Annotated in this window: 26 protein-coding genes and 1 pseudogene; 9 read left to right on the forward strand and 18 right to left on the reverse strand. The window is 61.6% G+C overall.

Features of this window, described 5'->3' with window-relative positions; translation table 11 throughout:
• Window positions 1-74: 74 nt before the first annotated feature.
• From recG to exbB, 5 genes are all read right to left on the reverse strand, one after another.
• Window positions 75-2,150 carry an ATP-dependent DNA helicase RecG gene (gene recG, locus ACP7CJ_RS06790; RefSeq protein ID WP_426099904.1) on the reverse strand — a complete coding sequence of 692 codons (2,076 nt, stop codon included), beginning with the start codon at window positions 2,148-2,150 and terminating at the stop codon, window positions 75-77.
• An 8-nt stretch (window positions 2,151-2,158) separates the two neighbouring features.
• Window positions 2,159-3,079, reverse strand: a complete 921-nt coding sequence (locus tag ACP7CJ_RS06795; protein ID WP_247406180.1) for a hydrogen peroxide-inducible genes activator — start codon at window positions 3,077-3,079, stop codon at window positions 2,159-2,161.
• 168 nt (window positions 3,080-3,247) lie between these two features.
• On the reverse strand, window positions 3,248-3,997 hold the full coding sequence (locus tag ACP7CJ_RS06800) for an energy transducer TonB family protein (protein ID WP_276195456.1): 750 nt from the start codon (window positions 3,995-3,997) through the stop codon (window positions 3,248-3,250).
• Window positions 3,994-4,419 (reverse strand): TonB system transport protein ExbD, encoded by a 426-nt coding sequence (gene exbD, locus ACP7CJ_RS06805; protein WP_247408689.1) that lies wholly within the window; start codon window positions 4,417-4,419, stop codon window positions 3,994-3,996. The genes ACP7CJ_RS06800 and exbD overlap by 4 nt, the downstream gene beginning before the upstream one ends.
• A 6-nt stretch (window positions 4,420-4,425) precedes the next feature.
• Window positions 4,426-5,436 carry a tonB-system energizer ExbB gene (exbB, locus tag ACP7CJ_RS06810; RefSeq protein WP_276195455.1) on the reverse strand — a complete coding sequence of 337 codons (1,011 nt, stop codon included), beginning with the start codon at window positions 5,434-5,436 and terminating at the stop codon, window positions 4,426-4,428.
• 189 nt (window positions 5,437-5,625) lie between these two features.
• On the opposite strand from exbB, the gene ACP7CJ_RS06815 reads away from it, so the two are divergent.
• Window positions 5,626-6,477: an SDR family oxidoreductase gene (locus ACP7CJ_RS06815; RefSeq protein ID WP_276195454.1), complete on the forward strand. Its 852-nt coding sequence runs from the start codon at window positions 5,626-5,628 to the stop codon at window positions 6,475-6,477.
• Window positions 6,478-6,632: 155 nt separating this feature from the next.
• Here the strand turns inward: ACP7CJ_RS06815 and ACP7CJ_RS06820 are convergent, their stop codons facing one another.
• The 6 genes from ACP7CJ_RS06820 to ACP7CJ_RS06845 form a co-directional block, all read right to left on the reverse strand.
• Entirely contained in the window at window positions 6,633-7,376 is a 744-nt protein-coding gene (locus ACP7CJ_RS06820; RefSeq protein ID WP_276195453.1) for a hypothetical protein, read from the reverse strand.
• A 56-nt stretch (window positions 7,377-7,432) separates the two neighbouring features.
• Window positions 7,433-7,813 carry a RidA family protein gene (locus tag ACP7CJ_RS06825; RefSeq protein WP_003176922.1) on the reverse strand — a complete coding sequence of 127 codons (381 nt, stop codon included), beginning with the start codon at window positions 7,811-7,813 and terminating at the stop codon, window positions 7,433-7,435.
• Between the two features lie 24 nt (window positions 7,814-7,837).
• The gene (gene spoT, locus ACP7CJ_RS06830) at window positions 7,838-9,943 is read right to left on the reverse strand and encodes a bifunctional GTP diphosphokinase/guanosine-3',5'-bis pyrophosphate 3'-pyrophosphohydrolase (protein ID WP_276195452.1); all 2,106 of its coding nucleotides are present in this window, start codon (window positions 9,941-9,943) and stop codon (window positions 7,838-7,840) included.
• 60 nt (window positions 9,944-10,003) lie between these two features.
• A complete protein-coding gene (gene rpoZ, locus ACP7CJ_RS06835) occupies window positions 10,004-10,267 on the reverse strand; it encodes a DNA-directed RNA polymerase subunit omega (protein WP_247398362.1) in 264 nt (87 codons plus the stop codon).
• A 166-nt stretch (window positions 10,268-10,433) separates the two neighbouring features.
• Complete coding sequence (gmk, locus tag ACP7CJ_RS06840; RefSeq protein WP_276195451.1) at window positions 10,434-11,054, reverse strand: guanylate kinase; 621 nt, start codon at window positions 11,052-11,054, stop codon at window positions 10,434-10,436.
• A gap of 10 nt (window positions 11,055-11,064) precedes the next feature.
• Complete coding sequence (locus ACP7CJ_RS06845) at window positions 11,065-11,928, reverse strand: YicC/YloC family endoribonuclease (RefSeq protein WP_276195450.1); 864 nt, start codon at window positions 11,926-11,928, stop codon at window positions 11,065-11,067.
• 229 nt (window positions 11,929-12,157) lie between these two features.
• On the opposite strand from ACP7CJ_RS06845, the gene rph reads away from it, so the two are divergent.
• Together rph and ACP7CJ_RS06855 are read left to right on the forward strand one after the other, a co-directional pair.
• Window positions 12,158-12,880: a ribonuclease PH gene (rph, locus tag ACP7CJ_RS06850; protein ID WP_003213280.1), complete on the forward strand. Its 723-nt coding sequence runs from the start codon at window positions 12,158-12,160 to the stop codon at window positions 12,878-12,880.
• 22 nt (window positions 12,881-12,902) lie between these two features.
• A complete protein-coding gene (locus ACP7CJ_RS06855; protein WP_017846057.1) occupies window positions 12,903-13,271 on the forward strand; it encodes a DUF4870 domain-containing protein in 369 nt (122 codons plus the stop codon).
• 59 nt (window positions 13,272-13,330) lie between these two features.
• On the opposite strand, the gene ACP7CJ_RS06860 is transcribed toward ACP7CJ_RS06855, so the two are convergent.
• Window positions 13,331-14,110, reverse strand: coding sequence for an exodeoxyribonuclease III (locus ACP7CJ_RS06860; RefSeq protein WP_003195493.1), 780 nt, complete (start codon window positions 14,108-14,110; stop codon window positions 13,331-13,333).
• Between the two features lie 82 nt (window positions 14,111-14,192).
• Here ACP7CJ_RS06860 and pyrE point away from each other — a divergent pair, with 82 nt between their 5' ends.
• A complete protein-coding gene (gene pyrE / locus ACP7CJ_RS06865; protein ID WP_017526814.1) occupies window positions 14,193-14,837 on the forward strand; it encodes an orotate phosphoribosyltransferase in 645 nt (214 codons plus the stop codon).
• A gap of 70 nt (window positions 14,838-14,907) precedes the next feature.
• On the opposite strand, the gene argB is transcribed toward pyrE, so the two are convergent.
• From argB to coaBC, 4 genes and pseudogenes are all read right to left on the reverse strand, one after another.
• Window positions 14,908-15,813 (reverse strand): acetylglutamate kinase, encoded by a 906-nt coding sequence (argB, locus tag ACP7CJ_RS06870; RefSeq protein WP_017846055.1) that lies wholly within the window; start codon window positions 15,811-15,813, stop codon window positions 14,908-14,910.
• A 22-nt stretch (window positions 15,814-15,835) separates the two neighbouring features.
• A pseudogene (locus ACP7CJ_RS06875) lies at window positions 15,836-17,251 on the reverse strand (phosphomannomutase/phosphoglucomutase); the annotation flags it as partial.
• A 251-nt stretch (window positions 17,252-17,502) separates the two neighbouring features.
• Complete coding sequence (gene dut / locus ACP7CJ_RS06880) at window positions 17,503-17,958, reverse strand: dUTP diphosphatase (RefSeq protein ID WP_276195449.1); 456 nt, start codon at window positions 17,956-17,958, stop codon at window positions 17,503-17,505.
• A 5-nt stretch (window positions 17,959-17,963) separates the two neighbouring features.
• The gene (gene coaBC / locus ACP7CJ_RS06885; protein WP_276195448.1) at window positions 17,964-19,172 is read right to left on the reverse strand and encodes a bifunctional phosphopantothenoylcysteine decarboxylase/phosphopantothenate--cysteine ligase CoaBC; all 1,209 of its coding nucleotides are present in this window, start codon (window positions 19,170-19,172) and stop codon (window positions 17,964-17,966) included.
• Between the two features lie 143 nt (window positions 19,173-19,315).
• Between coaBC and radC the strand changes: the two genes are divergently transcribed.
• A complete protein-coding gene (gene radC / locus ACP7CJ_RS06890; RefSeq protein WP_247398338.1) occupies window positions 19,316-19,990 on the forward strand; it encodes a RadC family protein in 675 nt (224 codons plus the stop codon).
• 44 nt (window positions 19,991-20,034) lie between these two features.
• Here radC and ACP7CJ_RS06895 read toward each other — a convergent pair whose 3' ends face one another.
• Window positions 20,035-21,627, reverse strand: coding sequence for an ABC transporter substrate-binding protein (locus ACP7CJ_RS06895; protein ID WP_426099905.1), 1,593 nt, complete (start codon window positions 21,625-21,627; stop codon window positions 20,035-20,037).
• A gap of 458 nt (window positions 21,628-22,085) precedes the next feature.
• Between ACP7CJ_RS06895 and rpmB the strand changes: the two genes are divergently transcribed.
• On the forward strand, window positions 22,086-22,319 hold the full coding sequence (rpmB, locus tag ACP7CJ_RS06900; protein WP_003176907.1) for a 50S ribosomal protein L28: 234 nt from the start codon (window positions 22,086-22,088) through the stop codon (window positions 22,317-22,319).
• Window positions 22,320-22,330: 11 nt separating this feature from the next.
• Complete coding sequence (gene rpmG, locus ACP7CJ_RS06905) at window positions 22,331-22,486, forward strand: 50S ribosomal protein L33 (protein ID WP_003176906.1); 156 nt, start codon at window positions 22,331-22,333, stop codon at window positions 22,484-22,486.
• A 71-nt stretch (window positions 22,487-22,557) separates the two neighbouring features.
• Here the strand turns inward: rpmG and ACP7CJ_RS06910 are convergent, their stop codons facing one another.
• Window positions 22,558-22,920 carry a cupin domain-containing protein gene (locus ACP7CJ_RS06910; protein ID WP_247398331.1) on the reverse strand — a complete coding sequence of 121 codons (363 nt, stop codon included), beginning with the start codon at window positions 22,918-22,920 and terminating at the stop codon, window positions 22,558-22,560.
• Window positions 22,921-23,150: 230 nt separating this feature from the next.
• Here ACP7CJ_RS06910 and ACP7CJ_RS06915 point away from each other — a divergent pair, with 230 nt between their 5' ends.
• Together ACP7CJ_RS06915 and ACP7CJ_RS06920 are read left to right on the forward strand one after the other, a co-directional pair.
• Complete coding sequence (locus ACP7CJ_RS06915) at window positions 23,151-24,644, forward strand: aldehyde dehydrogenase (protein WP_247398328.1); 1,494 nt, start codon at window positions 23,151-23,153, stop codon at window positions 24,642-24,644.
• Window positions 24,645-24,806: 162 nt separating this feature from the next.
• Window positions 24,807-25,949, forward strand: a complete 1,143-nt coding sequence (locus ACP7CJ_RS06920) for an MFS transporter (protein ID WP_247398325.1) — start codon at window positions 24,807-24,809, stop codon at window positions 25,947-25,949.
• The last annotated feature ends 11 nt before the right edge of the window (window positions 25,950-25,960 follow it).

Below are 25,960 nucleotides of genomic sequence, written 5' to 3' on the forward strand. Positions count from 1 at the left end.
CTGATCCAATTTCGTACAGTCTTTGGAGTATAACCAGCTTGATACATATGTTGGTCGGATAAGTGAAACAGGCGTCACACTTGGCCGTATTGCTGCCCATGCCGCAGCCATCGGTCCAGTAGCGGGCTGACGTGATGCGGCCAGCGTTCGAGCAAGGCTTGGGCCGCATCGCGCACCGCCGGCAGCAGGTCGGCGTCGCGCATCAGGTCGGCGACCTTGAATTGCAACAGGCCGGTTTGGCGGGTGCCGAGCATTTCGCCGGGGCCGCGCAGTTCGAGGTCTTTTTCGGCGATGACAAAGCCGTCATTTGTTTCACGCATGATACTTAGGCGTTGACGACCGACCTGTGACAGCGGCGGGTGATACAGCAGCACACAGTGGCTGGCCGCGCTGCCCCGGCCGACGCGGCCGCGCAACTGGTGCAGTTGTGCCAGGCCCAGGCGCTCGGGGTTTTCGATGATCATCAGGCTGGCGTTGGGCACGTCCACCCCGACCTCGATCACCGTGGTGGCCACCAGCAATTGCAGGTTGCCGGCCTTGAAATCAGCCATCACCGCAGCTTTTTCCGCTGGCTTCATGCGCCCGTGGATCAGCCCGACCTTGAGTTCGCCCAAGGCGCTGGTGAGGTCTGCGTAAGTGGTCTCGGCGGCCTGGCAGGTCAGCTCTTCGGACTCTTCAATCAGTGTGCATACCCAATACGCCTGGCGGCCTTCGGCACAGGCGCCGCGTACCCGCTCGATCACTTCCACGCGCCGCGTGTCGGTGACCAGCACGGTATTGACCGGGGTGCGGCCGGGCGGCAGTTCGTCGAGGATCGAGGTGTCGAGGTCGGCGTAGGCGCTCATGGCCAGGGTGCGCGGGATCGGTGTGGCGGTCATGATCAATTGGTGCGGGCTCATGCGTCCGCCCACGCCTTTCTGGCGCAGGGCCAGGCGCTGTTGCACGCCGAAGCGGTGCTGTTCGTCGATGATCACCAGCGCGAGGTTCTTGAACTGCACTTCGTCCTGGAACAGCGCGTGGGTGCCCACCACCATCGGGGCGCCGGCGGCGATCTGTTCCAGCGCCGTTGCGCGGTGCTTGCCTTTGAGTTTGCCCGCCAGCCACGCGACTTCCAGGCCCAGCGGTTCGAGCCAGCGCTTGAAGGTGATGAAGTGCTGCTCGGCGAGAATCTCGGTAGGTGCCATCAGCGCCACCTGGTAACCGGCTTCCAGCGCCTGCAAGGCGGCGAGGGCGGCGACCACGGTCTTACCCGCGCCGACGTCGCCCTGGATCAGGCGCAGCATCGGTTCCGGCTGGCTGAGATCGTAGGCGATTTCATTGCCCACGCGTTGCTGGGCACCGGTCGGCGCAAAGCCGAGGTTCGCCAGGTACTGTGCGGGCAGGCGCGTGGCCTTGGGCATCGCCGGTGCGCGCAAAGCGCGCATGCTCTCGCGCAGGCGTTGCTGGGACAGTTGGTGGGTCAGCAGTTCTTCGAAGGCCAGGCGATGCTGGGCCCAGTGATGACCGAGGGCCAGTTCGTCGACATCGGCGTCGGCCGGCGGGTGATGCAGGTAGCGGATCGCATCGTCCAGCGGCGCCAGTTGATAGTCGCGGGCCAGCTCCACGGGCAGCCAGTCGGGCAGGCTTTTCGGGCCGAGCATGCTCAGGGTCTGCTGGCACAGTTGGCGCAGGCGCTGTTGGGTGAGGCCTTCGGTCAGCGGGTAGATCGGCGTCAGGGTGGTGTCGACCGGCGGCGGCTCGTCGCCGGTAATGGCGCGGTATTCCGGGTGGTAGATTTCCAGGCCGGAGGCGCCGGGGCGTGCTTCGCCGTAGCAACGCACGCGGGTGCCGCGCTTGAGGCCTTCCTTCTGCGCGTTGCTGAAATGATAGAAGCGCAGGCTCAGGCCACCGGTGCCGTCCTGCAAGCGCACGACTAAACTGCGGCGCTTGCCCATCACCACGTCGGCGCCGCTGACGGTGCCTTCGATTACCGCGTCTTGCCCCGGACGTAAATGGCCGATGGGCACCACGCGTGTGCGGTCCTGGTAGCGCAGGGGCAGGTGGAACAGCACATCCTGAAGGTTCTCGAGGCCGACCTTGGCCAACTTCTCGGCCATGGCTTCGCCGACACCCTTGAGCGCCGTCACCGACACCTGCGACAGCTCAGTCATACAGCGGCTTAGCTCGCAGCAGGCGGCTTGGCCACCGAACACAGGCGGATCGAGTCGGCAAGGATCTCAATGGCTTTGGGTCGTGGGAAGCTGGCGCGCCAGGCGATCGCCACGGTACGGAACGGCACCGGTGGCGTGAGTGGGCGTACTGCGATCACGCCTGGGGCGTAGTGATGGCTGTCCACCGCCGACAGCGGCAGGATCGAGATGCCCAGGCCGGAGGCGACCATGTGGCGAATGGTTTCCAGGGAGCTGGATTCCACGGTGGTGTGTTTGGCGCCGTCGTGGCCCTTGGTCAGGGTCGGGCAGGCTTCCAGCACCTGGTCGCGGAAGCAGTGGCCTTCACCGAGCAGCAGCAGGCTCTTGTCGTTGAGCAGGCCGGCGTCGATGGTGTCTTTCTGCGTCCACGGGTGCGAGGCCGGCATCAGTACGTAGAACGGCTCGTCGTAGAGCGGCAGGGTCAGCACGTCGGCCTCGTTGAACGGCAGCGCAATGATGATTGCGTCCAGCTCGCCGTTGCGCAGTTTGTCGCGCAGCACGTGGGTGAAGTTCTCTTCGATATACAGCGGCATCTGCGGCGCGACGCGGTGCAGTTGCGGAATCAGGTGCGGGAACAGGTACGGGCCGACGGTGTAGATGGCGCCGACTTTCAGTGGCGCGGTCAGCTGGTTTTTGCCGGCCTGGGCCAGTTCACGAATGCTTTGGGCCTGCTCCAGAACCTTTTGGGCCTGGGCTACGATGCCTTCACCGACCGGCGTCAGGCGCACGGCGCTTTTGCTGCGCTCGAAAATCAGCACACCGAGTTCGTCTTCAAGTTTTTTCACACCCACCGACAGCGTCGGCTGGCTGACGTGGCAACGCTCGGCCGCGTGGCCGAAGTGTTGTTCTTGGGCGAGGGTCACGATGTAGCGTAATTCTGTAAGAGTCATAGCGGGCGTCCATGAGGTTGCGAGCCAAGCATACCGGCTGCAATCGATAGACGCACGTTATCAGAACTTTGACTGGGATTGAGCGGGGAATGTGCGAGATTTTGCTGAAACGATAAGACCCAATGTGGGAGGGAGCAAGCCCCCTCTCACACAGCCCTGCGCGTGCCTTTAGCGGCGACGCTTCTCGATGTTGTAAACGAACGGCGCGACGATCTCAATGCTGCCGCTTTTTACCATGTCGGCCGGTGGCTTGGGCAATGGCTGGGCGCTGCGGATCATGTCCAGGGTGGCGCGGTCCAGGTTGGCGTTGCCGGAGCGGCCCACCAACTCGTAGGACAGCACATTGCCTTGTGCATCGACCACGAAGCGCAAGCGATTCATGCCTTCCTTGCCACTGTTCAGAGCGCTTTGCGGGTACTTTTTGTACTTCTGCAGGTGCGCCAGCAGGGCGCCTTCCCAGGAGGCTTTGGCGGCGACCTGTTGCGGCGACGGGCCCGGCGCGGGCTGGGCCGATTTTTCCGCCGGCGTGTTGGTCGGCGGCGTGTCGCTCGGTGGCGCTTCGGAAGGTTTCTCCTTGGGCGGTTCGGGCTTCTTCTCCACCGGCTTGGGCGGCTGTGGTTTGGGCTTGGGTTTGACCGGCTTGGGCACCTGGATCGTCGGCTTGGGCGCCTCGGTCAGTTTCGGCAGCGGCAGCTCTTCCACCGGGGCCGGCGGCTGCGGCGGCGTGACGACCTTGGGCGGTGCCGGTGGCGGCGGTGCGGGCATCGGCGCCAGGTCAATGACCATGGCCGCCGGTGGCAGTTGGACCGTGCGCGGCGCTGACCAGTGGAGCGCGATGGCGATCGCGATGGCATGCACGCCCAGCACGACGGCCAGGCTGGTGCCATAACGCGTCAGTTTGTGGCGCGTCGTGATCATTTCTTGGCTGCCGTCTCAAGTCCGACCAGGCCGACCTTGAGGTAGCCGGCTGCCCGCAGGGCATCCATCACGCTCATCAGGTCGCCGTAGTCCACGCCCTTATCGGCCTGGAAGAAGATCGTCGTGTCTTTCTTGCCGTGGGTCTTGGCGTCGAGCACCGGCCCCAGGGTTTCGGTTTTGACTTCTTCTTCGCCCAGGAACAGGCGCTGGTCCGCCTTGACGCTGAGGAAAATCGGTTTCTCCGGGCGCGGCGCAGGCTTGGCGCTGGACGCGGGCAGGTCGACCTTGATATCCACGGTGGCTAACGGTGCCGCCACCATGAAGATGATCAGCAGCACCAGCATCACGTCGATAAATGGCGTGACGTTGATTTCGTGGTTCTCGACGAGTTCGTCGTCGCCTTGATTCAAATGCAGGCCCATGGCCGATTACCCCACTTTCACCATGTGCGGTTGCGAGCTGCGCTCGGTAGGCAGGTGATCGAGGTCGCGGCTGACCAGCAGCAAGACTTCTGCCGACGCGTCCGATACCTGGGCCTTGTAGCCGGCAATCGAACGGGCGAAGACGTTGTAGATCACCACCGCAGGAATCGCGGCAACCAGGCCCAGGGCGGTCGCCAGCAGGGCTTCGGCGATGCCGGGAGCGACAACGGCGAGGTTGGTGGTCTGGGTTTTGGCGATGCCGATGAAGCTGTTCATGATGCCCCACACGGTGCCGAACAGGCCGACGAACGGCGCGGTGGAGCCGATGGTCGCCAGCACGCCGGTGCCGCTGCTCATGTTACGACCGCAGGCTGCCACCAGGCGCTCCAGACGGAACGCCACGCGCTCCTTGATGCCTTCTTTTTCGCGGGTGTTGGCCGACAGGCGCATTTCTTCCAGCGCGTCGTGTACCAGCGTATTGGCCAGGGTGCCCTTCTTGGTCGCGCTCTCGCTCGCTTCCTTGAGGGTGGTGGCCTTTTTCAGGTGGACGATTTCGCCGCGCAGGCGGCGCTTGGCGCCCAACAACTCGAAGCCTTTGGCGATCCAGATGGTCCAGGTGATGATCGAGGCGATGGCCAGGCCGATCATCACGGCTTTCACCACCACGTCAGCGTTTTGGTACATGCCCCACGGCGACAGGTCGTGGGCCATGCCGAGGGTGTTGTTCTGTTCGGCTTGCGCCTCTTCGGCCAGCGCATTGAGGCCCTCAACAGCGGTCTTGAGTTCTGGCGGCAGCTTGGAGATGTCGACAGTGCCGTCAGCGTTTCTTGGCACCGGTGTTTGCGCGACGTTCGCGGGGGGTGCTTGTTCGGCGGGAGCAGCAGCCGGTGCGGTGGCATCAGCGAATGCGGCGGTCGGTGCCAGCAGTACGCTGAACAGCAACGCAGCAATCGCGCGCCAGGCGCGAGACGGACTGTGAAGCCTGGTTGGCGAAGCGGGGTTTGTATGACGTGTCATGCTGGCCGGACCTGAGAGAAAAAAATGAGTGATCGTCCTTCCAGACCCTGTGAGGTCGAGGACAAATGGGTGGTTATTATTGCAAGTAATTCTTGTTAACAGAAGCAATGCAGTAATTTTATTTGCCCTTTTTCTGGCCGCTGGTCTCTTGTGACGGCTAATCTAGACCTTTCAGTACGGAGTTTTGTGATGTCTGCGCCTTCTGTTGTGATTGCCGGTTGTGGCGATGTGGGGAGTCGGCTGGCCAGCCAATTACTCGCCTCGGAATGGGAGGTTCATGGCCTGCGGCGCGATATTTCGCGCCTGCCCGACGGCGTGATCGGCATTGCCGGTGACCTGTTCAATAAGGACTGCCCTGACACCTGGCCGATCGGCGGGGTGGATTACCTGGTGTATTGCGCGGCGGCGACGGATCACGACGAAGCCGGTTATCGCGCCGCGTATGTGCAAGGGTTGCAGCACGTGTTGGAGTGGTTGACGGATTACGGCCAGGAGCCCAAGCATCTGCTATTTGTGTCCAGCAGCAGTGTGTATGGGCAGCAGCAGGGCGAATGGGTCGACGAAACGTCTGAGACCCTGGCAAAAGGCTATTCCGGGCAGGTGATGCTGGAGGCCGAGCAAGTGGCGCTGAACAGCGGCATTCCGGCGAGCATCGTGCGGTTGACGGGGATCTATGGGCCGGGCCGTGAGTGGCTGCTGACTCAGGTGCGCCAGGGTTATCGCGTGGCGATCGATCCGCCCTTATATGGCAACCGGATTCACGCCGATGATGCGGCGGGCCTGCTGGCGTTTTTGTTGCGGCATGTGGAGCAGGGCGGTTCGTTGGATCAGATCTATATCGGTGTGGATGACGCACCGGCGCCGCTGGCCGAGGTGGTGGCCTGGTTGCGCGATTACCTGGGTGTGACGCAGTGGTCCGAGGACGCCAGTGTGCGTCGTGCCGGTAGCAAGCAATGCAGCAACGCCCGGGCGAAGGCGTTGGGCTGGGTGCCGACGTATCCGAGTTATCGTGAAGGGTATGCGGCTATCTTGAAGGGCTGAAACGCGATCAGAAAATGTGGGAGGGGCGGTGCGACGATTCGACTTGCCCCGATAGCAGGGGTTCAGTCAATGCATCTGTGACTGTCACCGCCGCCATCGGGGGCAAGTCGAATCGTCGCACCGCCCCTCCCACATTCATATCTGTGTGATGGCGGTTATTGTTTTTCAAGCATCCATTGGCGAGGGCCTGGCGTGAACTGTGGCACTTCATCAGCATGCGCGGTGTTGATCGCCTGGAAGATTTCCAGTTGCTTGCCCTTGCGTACAAAGATCCACGGATTGCCCACGCCGTGCTGTTGCAGCCACATGCTGTCGTAGCCGCCGCTCATGGAGGCGCAATCACCCGCCAGGCACAACGAATATCGATCGGCGCCCGGCAGGCCGGCGACTTGGCCGTCGGCTTGGAACTGCACGATGGCGCCTTCGCCATTGCCGCTGGCTATTTTCCAGTCGCCGCCCATATAAGCTGCGTACAGCGCGCGCTCGAAGTTGGCGCCCAGTGGCGCGCCTTCCGGTGCGGGTTCCTTGGCGCGGGCGAACAGCTGTTCGGGCTCGTTGTCGTTGGCCACTTGCAGCAGTTGCCTGCCTTTGCGCTTGAGTTCAGTGGCGGCGCTGCCGTAGAAGTCGACGCTCCAGGCGCCAGGCTTCTCACTGAGCAACTTGCCTTCCGCTACTTCAAAACCGTTGTAGTAGCGGGCCTGCATAGCCTTGGTGTTGACGTCCCATTCGAGGTTCGGACCAAAGCTCTGCAGTGCTTCACGCAAAGGGCCGCCCTTGGCTGCCGCGTCGATGGCAACCTGGTTGATCCAGGTGCCGCTCACATCCAGGTCGGCGGGGTTGCTGGCACAGCCGCCGAGCAACAGGGCGAGCAACGAAGAGGCTACTAGCGCTTTGCGCATCATGAAATCCTTTTAAAACGAAGTCGGCGCAGCCTGTGGAGGCTACGCCGGGTGTTTTACTCGATGACCAGAATCGCGTCCATCTCAACCTGTGCGCCCTTTGGCAGGGCAGCAACGCCGATGGCGGCGCGGGCTGGGTAAGGCTGTTCGAAGTACTTGCCCATGATCTCGTTGACCTTGGCGAAGTGGCTAAGGTCAGTGAGGAAGATGTTCAGCTTGACGATGTCCTTGAACGAACCACCGGCAGCTTCGGCGACCGACTTGAGGTTTTCGAAGACCTGTACGGTTTGTGCTTCGAAGCCTTCAACCAGTTCCATGGTCTTTGGGTCCAGCGGGATCTGGCCGGACATGTAGACGGTGTTGCCCGCCTTGATCGCCTGGGAGTAGGTGCCGATGGCGGCTGGGGCTTTGTCGCTGGTGATAACAGTCTTGGTCATGAATGACTCCTTGTAAGAGGTGGGCTATGCACGCATGCGGGTGATGCGGATCACGCCGGTCAAGGCGCGCAGTTTCTTGATCACGCGGGCCAGGTGTACGCGGTCGTGTACGCTGACCACCAGTTGGACCACGCTGATGCGACCATCGCGCTCGTCCATGCTGATTTTTTCGATATTGCCGTCGGCCGCGTTGACGCTGCTGGCCAGCAGGGCGATCAGGCCGCGTTGGTGCTCCAGTTCCACCCGCAGCTCGACGTTGAATTCACCGGTGACATCCTTGGCCCACGAGAGCTGGATGCATTTTTCCGGGTTGTGGCGGATTTCGCTGATATTGCGGCAGTTGTCCAGGTGAACCACCATGCCTTTGCCCGCAGACAGGTGACCGACAATCGGGTCGCCCGGGATCGGTGTGCAGCACTTGGCGTAGCTGAGCACCAGGCCCTCGGTGCCGCGAATCGCCAGCGGACCTTCCGGGCTTGGCAATTGCTCGCCTTCGCCGAGCAGGCGACGGGCGACCACATAGGCCATGCGGTTGCCCAGGCCGATGTCTTCGAGCAGGTCTTCGATGGTTTCCTGGCGGTACTCGTTGAGCATCGCTTGCAGGCGTTCGCCGGGGATCTTCTCCAGGGCGCTGTCGAAACCGTTGAGCACCTTGTTCAGCAAGCGTTCGCCCAGGCTGATGGACTCGGAACGGCGCTGCAGTTTCAAGGCGTGACGGATGTGAGTGCGCGCCTTGCCGGTGACCACAAAGTTGAGCCACGCCGGGTTCGGGCGTGCGCCCGGTGCGCTGACGATCTCCACGGTGGAGCCGCTTTGCAGCGGTTCCGACAGCGGGGCCAGGCGCCGGTTGATGCGGCAGGCGATGCAACTGTTGCCGACATCGGTGTGTACGGCGTAGGCAAAGTCGACCGCCGTGGAGCCTTTTGGCAGCTCCATGATCCGGCCCTTGGGCGTGAACACGTAGACCTCGTCCGGGAACAGGTCGATCTTCACGCTTTCGATGAATTCCAGGGAGTTGCCCGCACGTTGCTGCATTTCCAGCACGCCTTTGACCCACTGGCGGGCGCGGGCGTGGGTGCCTTTGGACTGCTCGTCGCCGCTGGATTTGTACAGCCAATGGGCGGCGATGCCGTTATTGGCCATCTCTTCCATTTCCCGAGTGCGGATCTGGATCTCGATCGGCACCCCATGCATACCGAACAGCGTGGTATGCAGCGACTGGTAGCCGTTGGCCTTGGGAATGGCAATGTAGTCCTTGAAGCGCCCCGGCAGGGGTTTGTACAAATTATGTACAGCGCCCAGTACGCGGTAGCAGGTGTCGACCTTGTCGACGATGATCCGGAACGCGTACACGTCCATGATCTCGTTGAAGGCCCGGCGCTTGCCGCGCATCTTCTTGTAGATGCCGTAGATGTGCTTCTGCCGCCCGCTGACCTCGCCCTCGATCTCGTCGATCGCCAGGCAATGGCTCAGGGACTCTTCGATCTTGTTGACGATTTCCTTGCGGTTGCCCCGCGCGCGCTTGACCGCCTGGTAGATGCGCGCCGAACGCATCGGGTACATGGCCTTGAAGCCGAGGTCTTCGAATTCGATACGAATGGCGTGCATGCCCAGCCGGTTGGCGATGGGCGCGTAGATTTCCAGGGTTTCCTTGGCGATGCGCCGGCGTTTTTCGCCGGACAGCACTTCCAGCGTGCGCATGTTGTGCAGCCGGTCGGCGAGCTTGACCAGAATCACCCGGATATCCCGGGCCATGGCCATCGCCATCTTCTGGAAGTTTTCCGCCTGGGCTTCGGCCTTGGTCTCGAAGTTCATCTGGGTCAGTTTGCTGACCCCATCGACCAGTTCGGCCACGGTGTCGCCAAATTGCGCGCAGAGCGCTTCCTTGGCGATGCCGGTGTCTTCGATCACGTCATGCAGCATCGCGGCCATCAGGCTCTGATGGTCCATGTGCATGCCGGCCAGAATATTGGCCACCGCAAGAGGATGGGTGACATACGCCTCGCCGCTGCGGCGGCGTTGGCCGTCGTGGGCTTGTTCGGCGTAGAAATACGCTCGGCGGACCAGGTTGACCTGGTCTGGGCCGAGGTAGGTCGATAAGCGATCGGCGAGGGCGTCTATGCTCGGCAAAGGATGAACTCCTGCTGCGTGCGTTGACTCCGCGCCGTGCTACGTCGACCAGGCATAGGCTTAGGCGTCCTCGTTGGACTCGCCTTCGAACGCGGCAAACAGCGGTTCGTCTTCAACGATTTCGGCGTTGGCGATGAACTCGTAGCTCATCAGGCCTTCAGCGATTTCGCGCAGGGCGACAACGGTAGGCTTGTCGTTTTCCCACTGGACCAGGGGCTCTTTGCCGCCAGTGGCCAGTTGACGGGCACGCTTGGTAGAGAGCATGACCAGCTCAAAGCGGTTTGCCACGTGGTCTAGGCAGTCTTCAACGGTTACGCGGGCCATGATATTCCTCGGAGCGAATGCAAAATGCGCGCTGCCCGGTTGGGCGAGCGGACTAAACAGTTTAAAAAAACACCAGCGTTTAGGGAAGCGCTGATTTTTCCACGGCCCTCGAAAACCGCTACAAGTGCCAATGTAAGGCCCTCGCAGCCGTTTTGGGAAGAACCAATCAACCGAGCAGTTCGGCCAGTAATTTGCCGAAACGCTGCTGTTGGCGCTTTTGCTGGAGCTGATTGGCGCGGAAAATCGCCTTCAAGTCGTCGAGTGCGTGGGCAAAATCGTCATTGATGATCAGGTAGTCGTAGTCGACGTAGTGGCTCATTTCGCTGACGGCTTCACGCATGCGGCCTTCGATGATCGCGTCGCTGTCCTGGCCTCGGTTGGTCAGGCGCTGGTGCAAGGCTTCGAGCGACGGCGGCAGGATGAAGATCGACCGCGCCTTGGGCATCAGTTGGCGCACTTGTTCGGCGCCCTGCCAGTCGATCTCCAGGATCAGGTCGTGACCTTCATCCAGGGTTTGTTGCAGGTGGCTTTGCGACGTACCGTAGAGGTTGCCGAACACTTCGGCGCGCTCAAGGAAGGCGCCGTGCTCGATCATCTTGACGAACTCGGTGCGCTCGACGAAGTGATAGTGGACGCCGTTCACCTCGCCCGGGCGCATGGCGCGGGTGGTGTGGGATACCGAGATGCGGATCTGTTCTTCAGCGTCGGTCAAGGCCTTGACCAGGCTGCTCTTGCCCGCGCCCGAAGGGGCGGAAATGATGTAAAGGGTGCCGGTGCTGTGGGTCATGGAGGTTGCCTTACTCAATATTCTGTACTTGTTCGCGCATCTGCTCGATCAACACTTTGAGGTTGACCGCAGCCGTGGTGCTACGCGGATCGAACGCCTTGGAGCCCAGTGTATTGGCTTCGCGGTTGAGTTCTTGCATCAGGAAGTCCAGGCGCCGACCAGCGGCGCCGCCGGACTTGAGCACGCGGCGTACTTCAAGGATGTGGGTACTCAGGCGGTCGAGCTCTTCGGCGACGTCGCTCTTCTGCGCGAGCAGGACCATTTCCTGCTCCAGGCGCACCGGATCAAGGTCGGCCTTCATATCGGCAAAGCGGTCGAGGACCTTCTGGCGCTGGGTCGCGAGCATCTGCGGCACCAACTCGCGCAGGGTGACCACGTCGGCTTCAATCGAGGTCAGGCGCTCGTTGATCAGTCGGGCCAGTTCGGCGCCTTCGCGCTCGCGGCCGGCCTTGAGTTCCTTCAAGCCCTGGGTGAACAGGGTGAGGGCTTCGGCGTTGAGGGCTTGCGGGTCGCTGGCGTCAGCCACCAGCACGCCGGGCCAGGCCAGCACTTCCAGCGGGTTCAGCGCGGCAGGCTGCTTGATCAGGCCTGCAATGGTCTCGGCGGCGGCGACCAGTTGCGCGGCGCGCTCGCGGTCGACCTGTAGCGGTTTGCCGGTGGTTTCCTCGGTAAAGCGCAGTGTGCATTCCAGCTTGCCGCGGGAAATGCCCTGGCGCAGTGCCTCACGTACCGCGCCTTCGAGGTCGCGGAACGATTCCGGCAGGCGCAGGTGCGGCTCCAGGTAGCGGCTGTTGACCGAGCGCAGTTCCCAGCTCAGGGTGCCTTGGGCGCCGGCTTTTTCGACGCGGGCGAAGGCGGTCATGCTGTGCACCATGGAGGTACCTCGCGTTGCAGTCCCGCAATAGCGGGCTGATGGGTAAATTGAAGCCGACAGGCTGCGAAGGCGCAGGAGTGTAGCGCAGTGGGGCGATTGGCCCCAAACCCTGGCACTGACAAAGCACTGGAAGTCGGCGATTCGTAACCGGATTTTTTAGATGTGCCCCGAATCGGCTCGCGGCTCTATAATGCCCGGCAGTTTTTCGTCCTCCGTACAGGTATCCCCTATGAAACGTCCAAGTGGTCGCGCTGCCGATCAGCTCCGCTCGATCCGCATCACCCGCAACTACACCAAACACGCCGAGGGATCTGTACTGGTCGAGTTTGGCGATACCAAGGTGATCTGCACCGTCAGCGTCGAAAACGGCGTACCGCGGTTCCTCAAGGGCCAGGGCCAGGGTTGGTTGACCGCCGAGTACGGCATGCTGCCGCGCGCCACCGGCGAGCGTAACCAGCGTGAAGCCAGCCGTGGCAAGCAAGGCGGCCGCACCCTGGAAATCCAGCGCCTGATCGGCCGTTCGCTGCGCGCTGCCCTGGACATGTCCAAGCTGGGCGACGTGACCCTGTACGTCGACTGCGACGTGATCCAGGCCGACGGCGGCACGCGTACTGCCTCCATCACCGGTGCCATGGTTGCACTCGTCGACGCGCTGAAAGTGATCAAGAAGCGTGGCGGCCTGAAGGGCGGCGACCCGCTCAAGCAGATGATCGCCGCTGTGTCGGTGGGCATGTACCAGGGCGAGCCTGTGCTGGACCTGGACTACCTGGAAGACTCGGCCGCCGAGACCGACCTGAACGTGGTGATGACCAGCACCGGTGGTTTCATCGAAGTGCAGGGTACCGCCGAAGGTGCGCCATTCCAGCCGGCTGACCTGAATGCCATGCTGGCCCTGGCCCAGAAAGGTATGACCGAGATTTTCGAGCTGCAGAACGCTGCGCTGGCCGACTGAGCCAGCTTCAAGGAGAAACGCCATGAGTGACAGCCAATTGCCTGTTCCGGCACCGTCCAAGGAAGTGCGCCAGTGGGCGATGTTGTGTCACTTCGCGGCGTTTCTGGGGTTGGTATTCCCTTTCGGCAGCCTATTGGGGCCGTTGATCCTGTGGCAGATCAAGAAGGACATGGACCCGCTGATCGATGACCAGGGCAAGGAGGCCCTGAACTTCCAGATCACCGTGGCCATCGCCTGGCTGGTCTGCATGGTGCTCGGGTTCGTGGTGATCGGCTTTCTGTTGATGTTGATCCTAGTGGTCGCGGCGCTGGTGCTGACGATCATTGGCGGGATCAAGGCCAACAACGGCACGGCCTACCGCTACCCGTGGACCTGGCGGCTGATCAAGTAAGCAGGCGCGCACAAAAAAACCGACAGCGATGTCGGTTTTTTTGTACCTGGACAAAGACCTCAGATGGTCAGTGTCCAGTCGTAGTCCACGATCAGCGGCGCATGCTGCGAGAAGCGCGGCTGGCGCGGCAGGCGTGCGCTGCGCACAAAGCGGCGCAGGCCCGGGGTCAGCAACTGGTAGTCGAAACGCCAGCCCAGGTTGAGCATCTCGGCCTGTTCGTTATCCGGCCACCAGCTGTACTGGTCGCCTTCACGGCTGACTTCGCGCAGGGCGTCGACATAGCCCATGTTGCCGACAATCTCGTCCATCCAGGCCCGTTCCGGCGCCAGGAAGCCCGGCGATTGCTGGCTGTCGCGCCAGTTCTTGATATCCAGCTTCTGTTGCGCCACGTACAGCGAGCCACAATAAATGTACTCGCGACGTTTGCGTCGCTGTTTATCCAGATAGCGGGCGAAGTCGTCCATTAGCTTGAACTTCTGGTTCAAGTCTTCATCGCCGTTCTGCCCCGAAGGAAGCAGCAAGGTCGCGATGCTGACCTTGTCGAAATCGGCTTGCAGGTAGCGCCCGTAGCGGTCGGCTGTCTCGAAGCCGAGGCCGCTGATGACCGCCTTGGGTTGCAACCGCGAGTACAAAGCCACGCCACCTTGGGTGGGCACTTCGGCATCGCAGGCATAAAGGAAGTAGCCATCCAGTTGGAAGGCTGGATCGTCCAGTTCAAAGGCGGAGGCGCGGGTGTCCTGCAGGCAGATGACGTCGGCATTCTGGGCTTGCAGCCAACTGAGCAAACCACGCTCGACTGCAGCCTGAATACCATTAACGTTCACACTGATGATCCGCATAAATGGCCCCAAAAATCGCGTGCGTGTATGATACACGCCGTCTACCTAATTAGCTAAAGCCGTGGTATCTGAGGTTTTTTTCATGCAGGCGTATCAACGCGATTTCATTCGTTTTGCCATCGATCGCGGTGTTTTGCGCTTCGGTGAGTTCACCCTCAAGTCCGGGCGCACCAGCCCGTATTTCTTCAATGCAGGCTTGTTCAACTCGGGTTCGGCCCTGGCTCAGTTGGGGCGTTTCTACGCGGCAGCCATCGTTGAAAGCGGTATTTCCTTTGACGTTCTGTTCGGTCCGGCCTACAAGGGCATCCCCCTGGCCGCTGCGACGGCCGTGGCGTTGGCTGAACACCATGGGCGCGATCTGCCGTGGTGCTTCAACCGCAAGGAAGCCAAGGCCCATGGCGAAGGCGGCAGCCTGGTGGGCGCGCCGCTGACGGGCGACGTGCTGATCATCGACGACGTGATCACCGCAGGCACCGCCATCCGTGAAGTCATGCAGATCATCGCGTCCCAGGAGGGTGCCAAGGCGGCAGGCGTGCTGATCGCCTTGAACCGCCAGGAGCGCGGCAATGGTGAATTGTCGGCGATCCAGGAAGTGGAACGTGATTTCGGCATCCCGGTGGTGAGCATCGTGTCCTTGAACCAGGTGTTGCAGTTCCTCGAAGACGATCCGCAGCTCAAGCAGCACTTGCCGGCGGTGCGGGCGTACCGCGAGCAGTTCGGCGTCTGACACCGAACCTCCGTCCACATAAAAAGGCCCCGCTCAATCAGATTGAGCGGGGCCTTTTGGTTTTCAGCGCTTAAGGACGCTTGCGATTGCTGATCAGCGTGCCCACACCGGTGTCGGTGAAGATTTCCAGCAGGATCGCATTCGGTACGCGGCCATCAAGGATCAGTGAGCTGCCGACCCCGCCCTGTACCGCTTCCAGCGCACAACGGATCTTCGGCAGCATGCCGCCGTAGATGGTGCCATCGGCGATCAACTCGTCCACTTGTTGGGTGGTCAGGCCCGTCAGCACCTTGCCTTGCTTGTCCATCAAGCCCGCAATGTTGGTCAGCAGCATCAGCTTTTCAGCCTTCAGTGCTTCGGCCACTTTGCCGGCTACCAGGTCGGCGTTGATGTTGTAGGACTCACCGTTGGCGCCCACGCCGATCGGTGCGATAACCGGGATGAAATCACCTTTGACCAGCAGGTTCAGCAAGTCGGTGTTGATGCCGATCACTTCGCCTACCTGGCCGATGTCGATGATTTCCGGCTGGGTCATTTCCGGCGTCTGACGGGTCACGGTCAGTTTTTTCGCGCGGATCAGCTCCGCGTCCTTGCCGGTCAGGCCAATCGCGCTGCCGCCGTGGCGGTTGATCAGGTTGACGATGTCTTTGTTCACCTGGCCGCCGAGGACCATCTCCACCACGTCCATGGTCTGCGCGTCAGTCACACGCATGCCATCGATGAAGTGACTTTCGATCGACAAACGCTTGAGCAGATCGCCGATCTGCGGGCCGCCGCCGTGGACCACCACCGGGTTGATCCCCACGGCTTTCATCAACACGATGTCGCGGGCAAAGCCGGTTTTCAGCTCGTCGCTTTCCATGGCATTGCCGCCGTATTTGATCACCAGCGTCTTGCCGACGTAGCGTCGAATGTAGGGCAGCGCTTCGGACAGGACCTTGGCGGTGTTGGCAGCGGCTTCGCGTTCGAGGGTCATTCAGGGCTCCGGTGCAAAAAAATCAGAACGGTAATTGGAGATCAGGGGCAACACGTTTCAACTGGGCGTGGAACACGTCCTTGATGCGCTGCAACTCAGCCTCGGTATCCGCCTCGAAACGCAGCACCAGCACCGGTGTGGTGTTGGACGCGCGAACCAGGCCCCAGCCTTTGGCGTAATCGACTCGCACACCATCAATGGAGGTCAGGTTGGCGCCTTCGCCCCATTGCGCATCGTGCAATGCGTCAATGATGCTGAATTTGCTCTCTTCGGTCACATGGATATTGATCTCTGGCGTAGAAATATCGTTCGGGAAGGTCTGAAACAGCTCCTGCGCCGTGGATTTTTCCTTGCTGAGGATCTCCAGCAGACGAGCGGCGCTGTAAATGCCGTCGTCAAACCCGAACCAACGCTCTTTGAAAAACACGTGGCCGCTCATTTCGCCGGCCAGCAGCGCGCCGGTTTCCTTCATTTTCTTTTTGATCAACGAATGACCGGTCTTCCACATTAGCGGGCGACCGCCGTACTCCTTGATCAGCGGCGTCAGGCGACGGGTGCATTTCACGTCGAAGATGATTTCGGCATTCGGGTTGCGCGCCACCACGTCACGGGCAAACAGCATCAGCAGGCGGTCGGCGAACACGTTTTCGCCGGTGTTGGTCACCACGCCCACGCGGTCGCCGTCGCCGTCGAAGGCCAGGCCTACGTCGGCCCCGGTTTCCTTGACCTTGGCGATCAGGTCCACCAGGTTTTCAGGCTTGCCCGGGTCCGGGTGGTGGTTGGGGAAGTTGCCGTCGACGTCGCAGAACAACGGCACGACTTCGCAGTTCAGGGCTTCGAGCAGTTGCGGGGCGATCACGCCGGCCGCGCCGTTGCCGCAGTCCACCACCACTTTGAGGCGACGTGCGAGTTTGACGTCACTGGTGATTTCGTCGGAGTAGCGCTGAAGAATGTCGACCTTGGTGATGCTGCCTTTGCCGCTGGTCAGGTCGTTGGTTTTCAGGCGTGTGTGCAGGGCCTGGATCTGTTCGTTGGCCAGGGTGTCGCCGGCGATGACGATCTTGAACCCGTTGTAGTCCGAAGGGTTGTGGCTGCCGGTGAGCATCACCCCGGATTTGCCGGCCAGCACGTTGGCGGCGTAGTACAGCGCCGGGGTCGGCACCAGGCCGACATCGCTGACATGGCAACCGCTGTCGGCCAGGCCCTGGATCAATTGTTCCACCAACTCGGGGCCGGACAGGCGGCCATCACGGCCAACCGAAACGTTTGGCTCATCCTGGGCCAGGCTTTGGGCGCCGATGGCGCGGCCAATCCAGTAAGCGGTTTCGGCGGTCAGGGTCTTGGGCACCACGCCACGGATGTCATAGGCGCGGAAGATGCTGTCGGGAAAGGTCGGTGCTACTCGGGCGGCGGTACTCATCGCGGGGGGAAACTCCATCTGAGAGAGGCAAGGCTGGCCTTAATGCGGCTGACCGGCAGGCTTAAACTGAAGGGTATGACGGCGTTTTCGGTGCAGAGTTCGTGGTGCAAAAAGGCCATCGGAGCATCCGCTCCGCGCTTATGTTCTGGTAGTGCTTTGATTTTAATGAAGAAATATCGTTCGTCAGGTCCGCGCATTCTTCATCCTGAAAGGCCATGCGGTGGCGTCGAGCCGGGCCGGACAGTGGCGTCCGCCCCGGTTCAGTGTGGTCAGAGACTGCCGGAATGCCCAAAGCCGCCTGCACCGCGCTGGGTTGCGTCGAATTCCTGTACCAGTTCGAAGTGCGCCTGCACCACCGGCACCAGCACCAGCTGCGCAATGCGCTCGCCGACGACGATGTTGAAGGCGGTCTGGCCACGGTTCCAACACGACACCATCAATTCGCCCTGGTAGTCCGAGTCGATCAGGCCGACCAGGTTACCCAGCACGATGCCGTGCTTATGGCCGAGGCCGGAGCGTGGCAGGATCAGCGCCGCCAGGCCCGGGTCGCCGACGTAGATCGACAGGCCGGTTGGAATCAGCAGGGTCTGGCCCGGCTCAAGGACGGTGTCTTGCTTGAGCATGGCGCGCAGGTCGAGGCCGGCGGAGCCAGGTGTGGCATAGGCCGGCAGTGGGAAGTCGGTGCCGATGCGGGGGTCGAGGATCTTGGCTTGCAAAGCGTGCATGTAAATTAAACCTGGTTCAGCCGTTGGGCGATAAAAGAGATCAGTTGACGGGCAATCTTGCCCTTGCTGGTCTGGGCGAAAAGGGTGGCGTGCAGGTCGCGGTCGATCACGCTGCAGGCGTTTTCCTCGCTGTTGAAGCCGATGCTCGGGTTGGCGACATCATTGGCAACGATCAGGTCGAGATTTTTGTCTTTCAATTTGCGAGCGGCGTAATCCAGCAAGTGCTCGGTCTCGGCGGCGAAGCCGACGCTGAACGGGCGGTCCGGGCGGCTGGCGATCGTGGCCAGGATGTCCGGGTTGCGCACCATTTGCAGGAGCAGGCCGTCGCCGCTGGTAGGGTCTTTCTTGAGTTTGTGCGGTGCGACGACTTCCGGGCGGTAATCCGCAACCGCTGCCGAAGCGATAAACAGGTCGCAGGGGATGGCCGCCTCGCAGGCCGCCAACATGTCCCGGGCGCTGACCACGTCGATTCGCGTGACGCGATCGGGGGTCGGCAAATGCACCGGGCCGGTGATGAGCGTCACGCGCGCGCCTGCCTCGACCGCGGCTTCAGCCAGGGCAAAGCCCATTTTTCCTGAGCTATGGTTGGTGATGTAGCGCACCGGGTCGATATTTTCCTGGGTCGGGCCGGCGGTGATCAACACGTGCTTGCCGGTCATGGCCAGGTGCTGGAAGCACTCGGCGGCGCACAGCGCCAGGTCGGTGGCTTCGAGCATGCGGCCCATGCCGACGTCACCGCAGGCCTGGCTGCCGGAGGCCGGGCCGAACACCTTGAGGCCACGGCTTTGCAGGAGTTGAGTGTTGGCTTGGGTGGCCGGGTCGCGCCACATGGCCTGGTTCATGGCCGGGGCGATAGCGACGGTGGCGTCGGTGGCCAGGACCAGGGTGGTCAGCAGGTCATCGGCGATGCCTTGCGCCAGGCGGGCGATCAGGTCGGCGGTGGCCGGGGCGATCAGTACCAGATCGGCCCATTTGGCCAGTTCGATATGGCCCATGGCGGCTTCGGCGGCCGGGTCCAGCAGGTCCAGGTGAACCGGGTGGCCGGACAAGGCCTGCATGGTCAGCGGGGTGATGAACTCACTACCGCCGCGGGTCATGACCACGCGCACTTCGGCGCCCTGGTCGAGAAGCCTGCGAACCAGTTCTGCGCTCTTGTAGGCGGCAATGCCGCCGCCGACGCCGAGAACGATGCGTTTCCGATACAGACGCTGCATTGGTTTGCCTTTCCAGTTCAGTGAAGCCAGTTCAGTGACGCCTGCGACGCCCCCTCCCCAGGTGAAATCGCATGCAAAAAAGAGCGGCTACGATAACACAGCGTCCGCCAGGCAACAGCGGCGCACATGCACAGGGAGGTGGGATGAGTATTCGTGATTGGCCGGCAGCAGAGCGGCCACGAGAGAAACTGTTGGAGTGGGGCGCGGCGAGTTTGTCCGACGCCGAACTGTTGGCAATCTTCCTGCGCACCGGGGTAACCGGGCGAAGCGCAGTGGACCTGGCCCGCCATCTTCTCGCGCAGTTCGGTGGACTGCGCCCGTTGCTGGAGGCCAGTCAGGTGCTGTTCAGCCAGCAGTTGGGGCTGGGGCCGGCAAAGTTTGCCCAACTGCAGGCGGTGCTGGAGATGTCCCGGCGCCACCTGGCCGAACAGTTGCGCGGTGACTCAGTGCTGGAGAGCCCGGTCGCTGTGCGTGACTACCTCAAGGCGCTGTTGCGCCACGAGCCTCACGAGATTTTCGGCTGCCTGTTTCTCGATTCAAAGCATCGGGTACTGGGTTTCGAGGCGTTGTTCCAGGGCACCATCGATGCCACCGTGGTTTACCCCCGGCAAGTGGTCAAGCGCGCCCTGGCTTACAACGCGGCGGCGTTGATCCTGTGCCACAACCATCCTTCGGGGAGCGTGGAGCCGAGTGCGGCTGATCGAAAATTGACCAAGATTCTGCAAAAAGCCTTAGAAGTGGTGGATGTACGGGTGCTGGATCACATCATCGTGGGGGATGGTGATCCATTGTCGATGGCGGAATACGGGTGGATGTAGGGGCGGAGCAGCTGCAAACCTCAAGAGGGCTTGCAGCTTGTCGCTCAGGGCTTGACGCTGACCTTGGAGAAATCCTGCCGCCCAAACGGGCTCACCTGGTATCCCTCGACATTCTTGCGAGCCAGGGCGAACGCCGTCGGGTGCGCCAGCGGCAGCCACAGAGCCTGTTGCTGGATCTGCGCCTGGGCCTGTTGATACAGCTTGCTGCGCACCCCTTGCTCGCTGGTGGTCTTGCCGGCGCTGATGAGCTTGTCCAGGGCCGGGTCGCAATAGCGCGCGAAGTTGGTGCCGGATTTCAGCGCCGCGCAGGAGAACTGCGGCGTCAGGAAGTTATCCGGGTCGCCGTTGTCACCGGCCCAGCCCATGAACAGCAGGTCGTGTTCGCCGGCCTTGGCGCGGCGAATCAGCTCGCCCCATTCGATCACGCGGATCTCAGCCTGGATGCCGACCTTGGCCAGGTCCGCCTGCAGCAGTTGCGCGCCGAGGTTTGGGTTGGGGTTCAGCAGGCTGCCGGTGGGGCGTGTCCAGATTGTGGTCTTGAAGCCGTCCTTGAGCCCGGCGCGCTCCAGCAGCAGCTTGGCTTTGGCGATGTCCTGTGGATAACCCGGCAAATCCTTGGCATAGCTCCAGGTGTTGGGCGGGTAGGGGCCGTTGGCGGCTTCGGCGGTGCCTTCGAACACGGCTTTGAGATAGCTGCCCTTGTCGAAGGCCAGGTTGATCGCCTGGCGCACCTCAGGCTTGTCCAGCGGCGGGTGCTGGCTGTTGATCGCGACGAATGCGGTCATGAATGCTGCGGTTTTTTCCACTTTGAGTGCAGGGTCTTTCTCGGCTTCGCCCACATCCAGCGGTTTGGGTGACAGTGCGATCTGGCATTCGTCGCGGTGCAGTTTCTGCAGGCGCACGTTCGCATCCGGGGTGATGGCGAAGATCAAGTTATCCACAGCCGGTTTGCCGGCGAAGTAGTCCGGGTTGGCTTTGTAGCGCACCACGGCATCTTTCTGGAACCGCGTGAAAATGAACGGGCCCGTGCCGATGGGCTGGCTGTTGAGCTTCTCCGGGGTGCCGGCCTTGAGCAGCTTGTCGGCGTATTCGGCCGGGTAGATCGAGGCAAAACCCATGCTCAGCGCGGCGAGGAAAGTCGAGTCGGCGTGATCGAGGGTGAAGCGCACGGTCAGCGGGTCAAGGGCGTCGATCTTCTTGATCAGTGCCGGCAATTGCAGCGACTGAGCGTGGGGGAAACCGCTCTGGGCGATCTTGTGCCACGGGTTGGCCGGGTCGAGCATGCGCTCGAAGCTGAAGCGTACATCTTCGGCGGTCAGGGTGCGGCTCGGGGTGAAATAGTCGGTGCGGTGGAATTTTACGTTGGGGTGCAATTGGAAGGTGTAGGTCAGGCCGTCCGGCGACACTTCCCAACTGTCCGCCAGGCTTGGCACCAGTTTGCCGCTGGCCGCGTCATAGTCCACCAAGCTGTTCATCAGCACGTCGGCCGAGGCGTTGGTGGTGGTCAGCGAGTTGTACTGCACCACGTCGAACCCTTCAGGACTGGCCTCGGTACAAACGCTCAGATTGGTCGCCGCCAAGGCCTGCGACGCGATAAATAGAGGGGCTAGCAAAAGCGCTAGGGCAGCGAGGCGCATGTTCGGTTTCCTGTGCAGATCGAAGGCCCATCTGCGAGTGCAGTCTGGAAAAGTCCTACCGTAGTGGTCTGATTGATAAATGACTAGTCCATTTTTGCCTGTGCTTTTGCCTCAAATGCTGTTTTGATGGCGCCTCAGCGCGTTTCGCCGTGTACTTTTTGGTGCCGGCGGGCGTTGTAAATCATTCTGTGCGACGAGCGGTCGGCTGTTGCAGCGGCCCCTCCTGGCAACGGTTCGGGCATCTGTCGCCGAGATTTACGCCGTTAAAAACACACGGGCTGTTGTTGCACTTGGGTCTTTCTGGTATAAAGCAGCGCTCTTTTCTAGGGGCCCGGTTCCTTCGCTTGTAGGTGTAGCCGGTAAGACCCTAAAGAAACGCGGCGCCTGGCGCCAAATGACTGAGAGATTAAGCGGCCAACCCATGCCGGGTTGGGCATGTGGTTTTAGAGGGCTGAGGCATGTCGAGAGTCTGTCAAGTTACCGGTAAGGGTCCGGTGACTGGGAATAACATTTCCCACGCAAATAACAAAACCCGTCGTCGTTTCCTGCCGAACCTGCAGCATCACCGCTTCTGGGTTGAAGAAGAGAAACGTTTTGTTCGCCTGCGTGTATCTGCCAAAGGCATGCGCATCATCGACAAGCGTGGCATCACTGTCGTGCTGGCCGAAATCCGTGCCGCTGGCAAGATCTAAGGAGCTCTATCATGCGTGAATTGATTCGAATGATCTCTAGCGCCGGTACTGGTCACTTCTACACTACCGACAAGAACAAGCGTACTACCCCGGACAAGCTCGAAAAGAAAATGTTCGACCCGCGCGTTCGCAAGCACGTGATCTACAAAGAAGGCAAAATCAAGTAATTGATTTTCTTCCTTGTGAAAAAAAGCCCGTATCTCACGATGCGGGCTTTTTTTTGCGTGGGATTTGCTGATCAGGCTTTCTGTTCGAACACCACGTAGATCTTGCGGCAGGGCTCCAGCACTTCCCAGGTGCCGCTGAAGCCGGCCGGGATCACGAAGCGGTCGCCGGCCCGCAAGGTCTTGGCGTTGCCCTCGGCATCGCGCAATACGGAAACCCCCTGCACAATCTCGCAGTACTCATGCTCGGTGTAGTTGACCTTCCACTGCCCGACCTCGCCTTCCCAGACCCCGGCGCTCATCTGGCCGCACGGGCTGTTGTAGTGGTTGTAGATCGTCTGCTCGGGATCGCCCTTGAGGATTTTCTCGGCAGCAGGGCGATAGCGATCGGCGGCGGTTTTGGCTTGGCTGAAGTCGATGATGTCCTGGATGCTCATGTGCGTGTCCCGTCTGGCCTGCGGTTGGGGAACCCAAAGTCTATGTTTATTAAAATGAACATCGCAAGGGCGTTTACCGGCGTTATGTCAAATATATTGATACATCCCCAGCCGCTGGTTTAGGGTGGTAGCCGCCTTTAGCCGAAAAAATGGCTGGCGAGGCAAGCATTCTTTGAGGCTGCCGGGGCACATCGCCTGGCCCTTGTATTCAATAAGAGGAGGACACTCGCATGACCACCCTGACCCGTGCCGACTGGGAACAACGCGCCAAGGACCTGAAGATCGAAGGTCGCGCCTATATCAATGGCGAGTACACCGCTGCGGTTTCCGGCGACACGTTTGAATGCATCAGCCCGGTCGATGGCCGCCTGCTGACCAGCGTTGCCAGTTGTGACGTCGCCGACGCCCAGCGCGCCGTGGAAAATGCCCGCGCCACTTTCAATTCCGGTGTCTGGTCGCGCCTGGCGCCGGCCAAGCGCAAGGCCACCATGATCCGTTTCGCCGCGTTGCTCAAGGCCAATGCCGAAGAGCTGGCGCTGTTGGAAACCCTGGACATGGGCAAACCGATCAGCGATGCCCTGAACATCGACGTACCCGGCGCGGCGAATGCCCTGAGCTGGAGCGGCGAGGCAATCGACAAGATTTACGATGAGGTTGCCGCCACCCCTCACGATCAGTTGGGTCTGGTGACCCGTGAGCCGATCGGTGTGGTCGGCGCCATCGTGCCGTGGAACTTCCCGCTGATGATGGCGTGCTGGAAACTCGGGCCGGCGCTGTCCACCGGTAACTCCGTGATCCTCAAGCCGTCCGAAAAATCCCCGCTGACTGCCATCCGCATCGCGGCCCTGGCCGTTGAGGCCGGTATTCCAAAAGGCGTGTTCAACGTGCTGCCGGGTTATGGCCACACCGTGGGTAACGCGCTGGCGCTGCACATGGATGTCGACACCCTGGTGTTCACCGGTTCCACCAAAATCGCCAAACAGTTGTTGATCCGCTCCGGTGAGTCGAACATGAAGCGGGTATGGCTGGAGGCGGGCGGCAAGAGCCCGAACATCGTGTTCGCCGATGCCCCGGACCTGCAAGCCGCCGCCGAATCCGCCGCCGGTGCCATTGCCTTCAACCAGGGTGAAGTTTGCACCGCCGGTTCGCGCCTGCTGGTGGAGCGTTCCATCAAGGATAAATTCCTACCGCTGGTGATCGCTGCGCTGAAGGGCTGGAAGCCAGGCAACCCGCTGGACCCGGCCACGAACGTCGGCGCGCTGGTGGACACTCAACAGATGAACACCGTGCTGTCCTACATCGAAGCCGGCCACGCCGACGGCGCCAAATTGGTGGCCGGTGGCAAGCGCATCCTGGAAGAGACCGGCGGCACCTACGTCGAACCGACGATTTTCGACGGCGTAACCAATGCCATGAAGATTGCCCGGGAAGAAATCTTCGGCCCGGTGCTCTCGGTGCTCACCTTCGACAGCGCCGAAGAAGCCATCGCCATCGCCAACGACACCCAATACGGCCTGGCCGCAGCAGTGTGGACGGCGGATCTCTCCAAGGCGCACCTCACCGCCAAAGCCTTGCGCGCCGGTAGCGTATGGGTCAACCAGTACGACGGCGGTGACATGACCGCGCCGTTTGGCGGCTTCAAGCAGTCGGGTAACGGTCGCGACAAGTCGCTGCATGCGTTCGACAAGTACACCGAGCTGAAGGCGACCTGGATCAAGCTCTAAGCAACACCGCAGCCCCCTGTAGGAGCGAGCGTGCTCGCGAAAAACGTCAACGATAACGCGTGCTGTATAGGTTGAACGCGGTGTCTTTGAGTTCTTCGCGAGCAGGCTTGTTCCTACAGTTCGTTTACAACCCTGAAAATAGTTATCCACAGGAGCGTGGAAATGCGTTGGGCGACTTATTTCGCCGTCCTGGCCTCGGTGCTCAGCGTCGGCCTGGCGTTGGGCGTCAGCATGCCGTTGGTATCCCTGCGCCTGGAAGGCTGGGGCTACGGCAGCTTCGCCATCGGGGTGATGGCTGCGATGCCGGCCTTCGGCGTGCTGTTGGGGGCGAAGGTCTCCAGCCGGCTGGCGTCCTGGCTGGGCACCGCCCACCTGATGCGCTTGTGCCTGTGGGCGGGGGCGGTGTCCATCGGCCTGCTGGCGATTCTGCCGAGCTACCCGGTGTGGCTGGTGCTGCGGCTGATGATCGGGGTGATCCTGACCATCGTGTTTATCCTGGGCGAAAGCTGGATCAACCAGTTGGTGGTGGAGCAATGGCGTGGCCGGCTGGTGGCGCTGTATGGCTGCACCTATGCGTTGAGCCAGTTGTCGGGGCCGTTGTTGTTGGGCCTGCTGGGCACCGACCATGATTATGGGTTCTGGGTGGGCGTAGGCCTGTTGACGCTGGCGCCGTTGCTGTTGCTGGGGCGTTCCGGGGCGCCGACCGCCGACTCCTTCAGCGTGACGTTTGCCGAGCTGTGGCGCTTTTGCCGGAGCCTGCCGGCGATTGCCTGGGCGGTGGCGTTGTTCGCTGCGTTCGAGGCGATGATTCTGACGCTGCTGCCGGTGTATTGCCTGCAACAGGGCTTCACGGCCGAGGTCGCCCTGGCGATGGTCAGTACAGTGGTGGTGGGCGACGCGTTGCTGCAGTTGCCCATCGGCGCACTGGCCGACTACCTACCGCGCCGCACGCTGTTCTTGAGTTGCGCCCTCGTGTTGCTGGCGTCGAGCCTGGCGATTCCGTTGTTGCTGCACACGCCGTTGATCTGGCCGGTGTGGGTGCTGTTCGGCGCCAGTGCGGGCGGGTTGTTTACGTTGTCGTTGATCCTGATTGGCGAGCGTTACCGCGACGATGCGCTGGTGCGCGCCAATGCCCACGTGGCGCAACTCTGGGGCATCGGTTGCCTGATCGGGCCTTTGGTCGCCGGTGCGGGCAGTCAGTGGGTCAGCGGGCAGGCGTTGCCGTGGCTGATGGCGGCGGGAGCGCTTGGGCTGGTGGTGCTGTTGTTGCGCCAGGGCGCGTTTGGCGTCGTGCAATCGGCCTAGCACCTGATTTG

This window comes from Pseudomonas sp. PSPC3-2 (assembly GCF_049897085.1).
In the GTDB taxonomy this organism is placed as follows: Bacteria; Pseudomonadota; Gammaproteobacteria; order Pseudomonadales; family Pseudomonadaceae; genus Aquipseudomonas; species Aquipseudomonas paraveronii.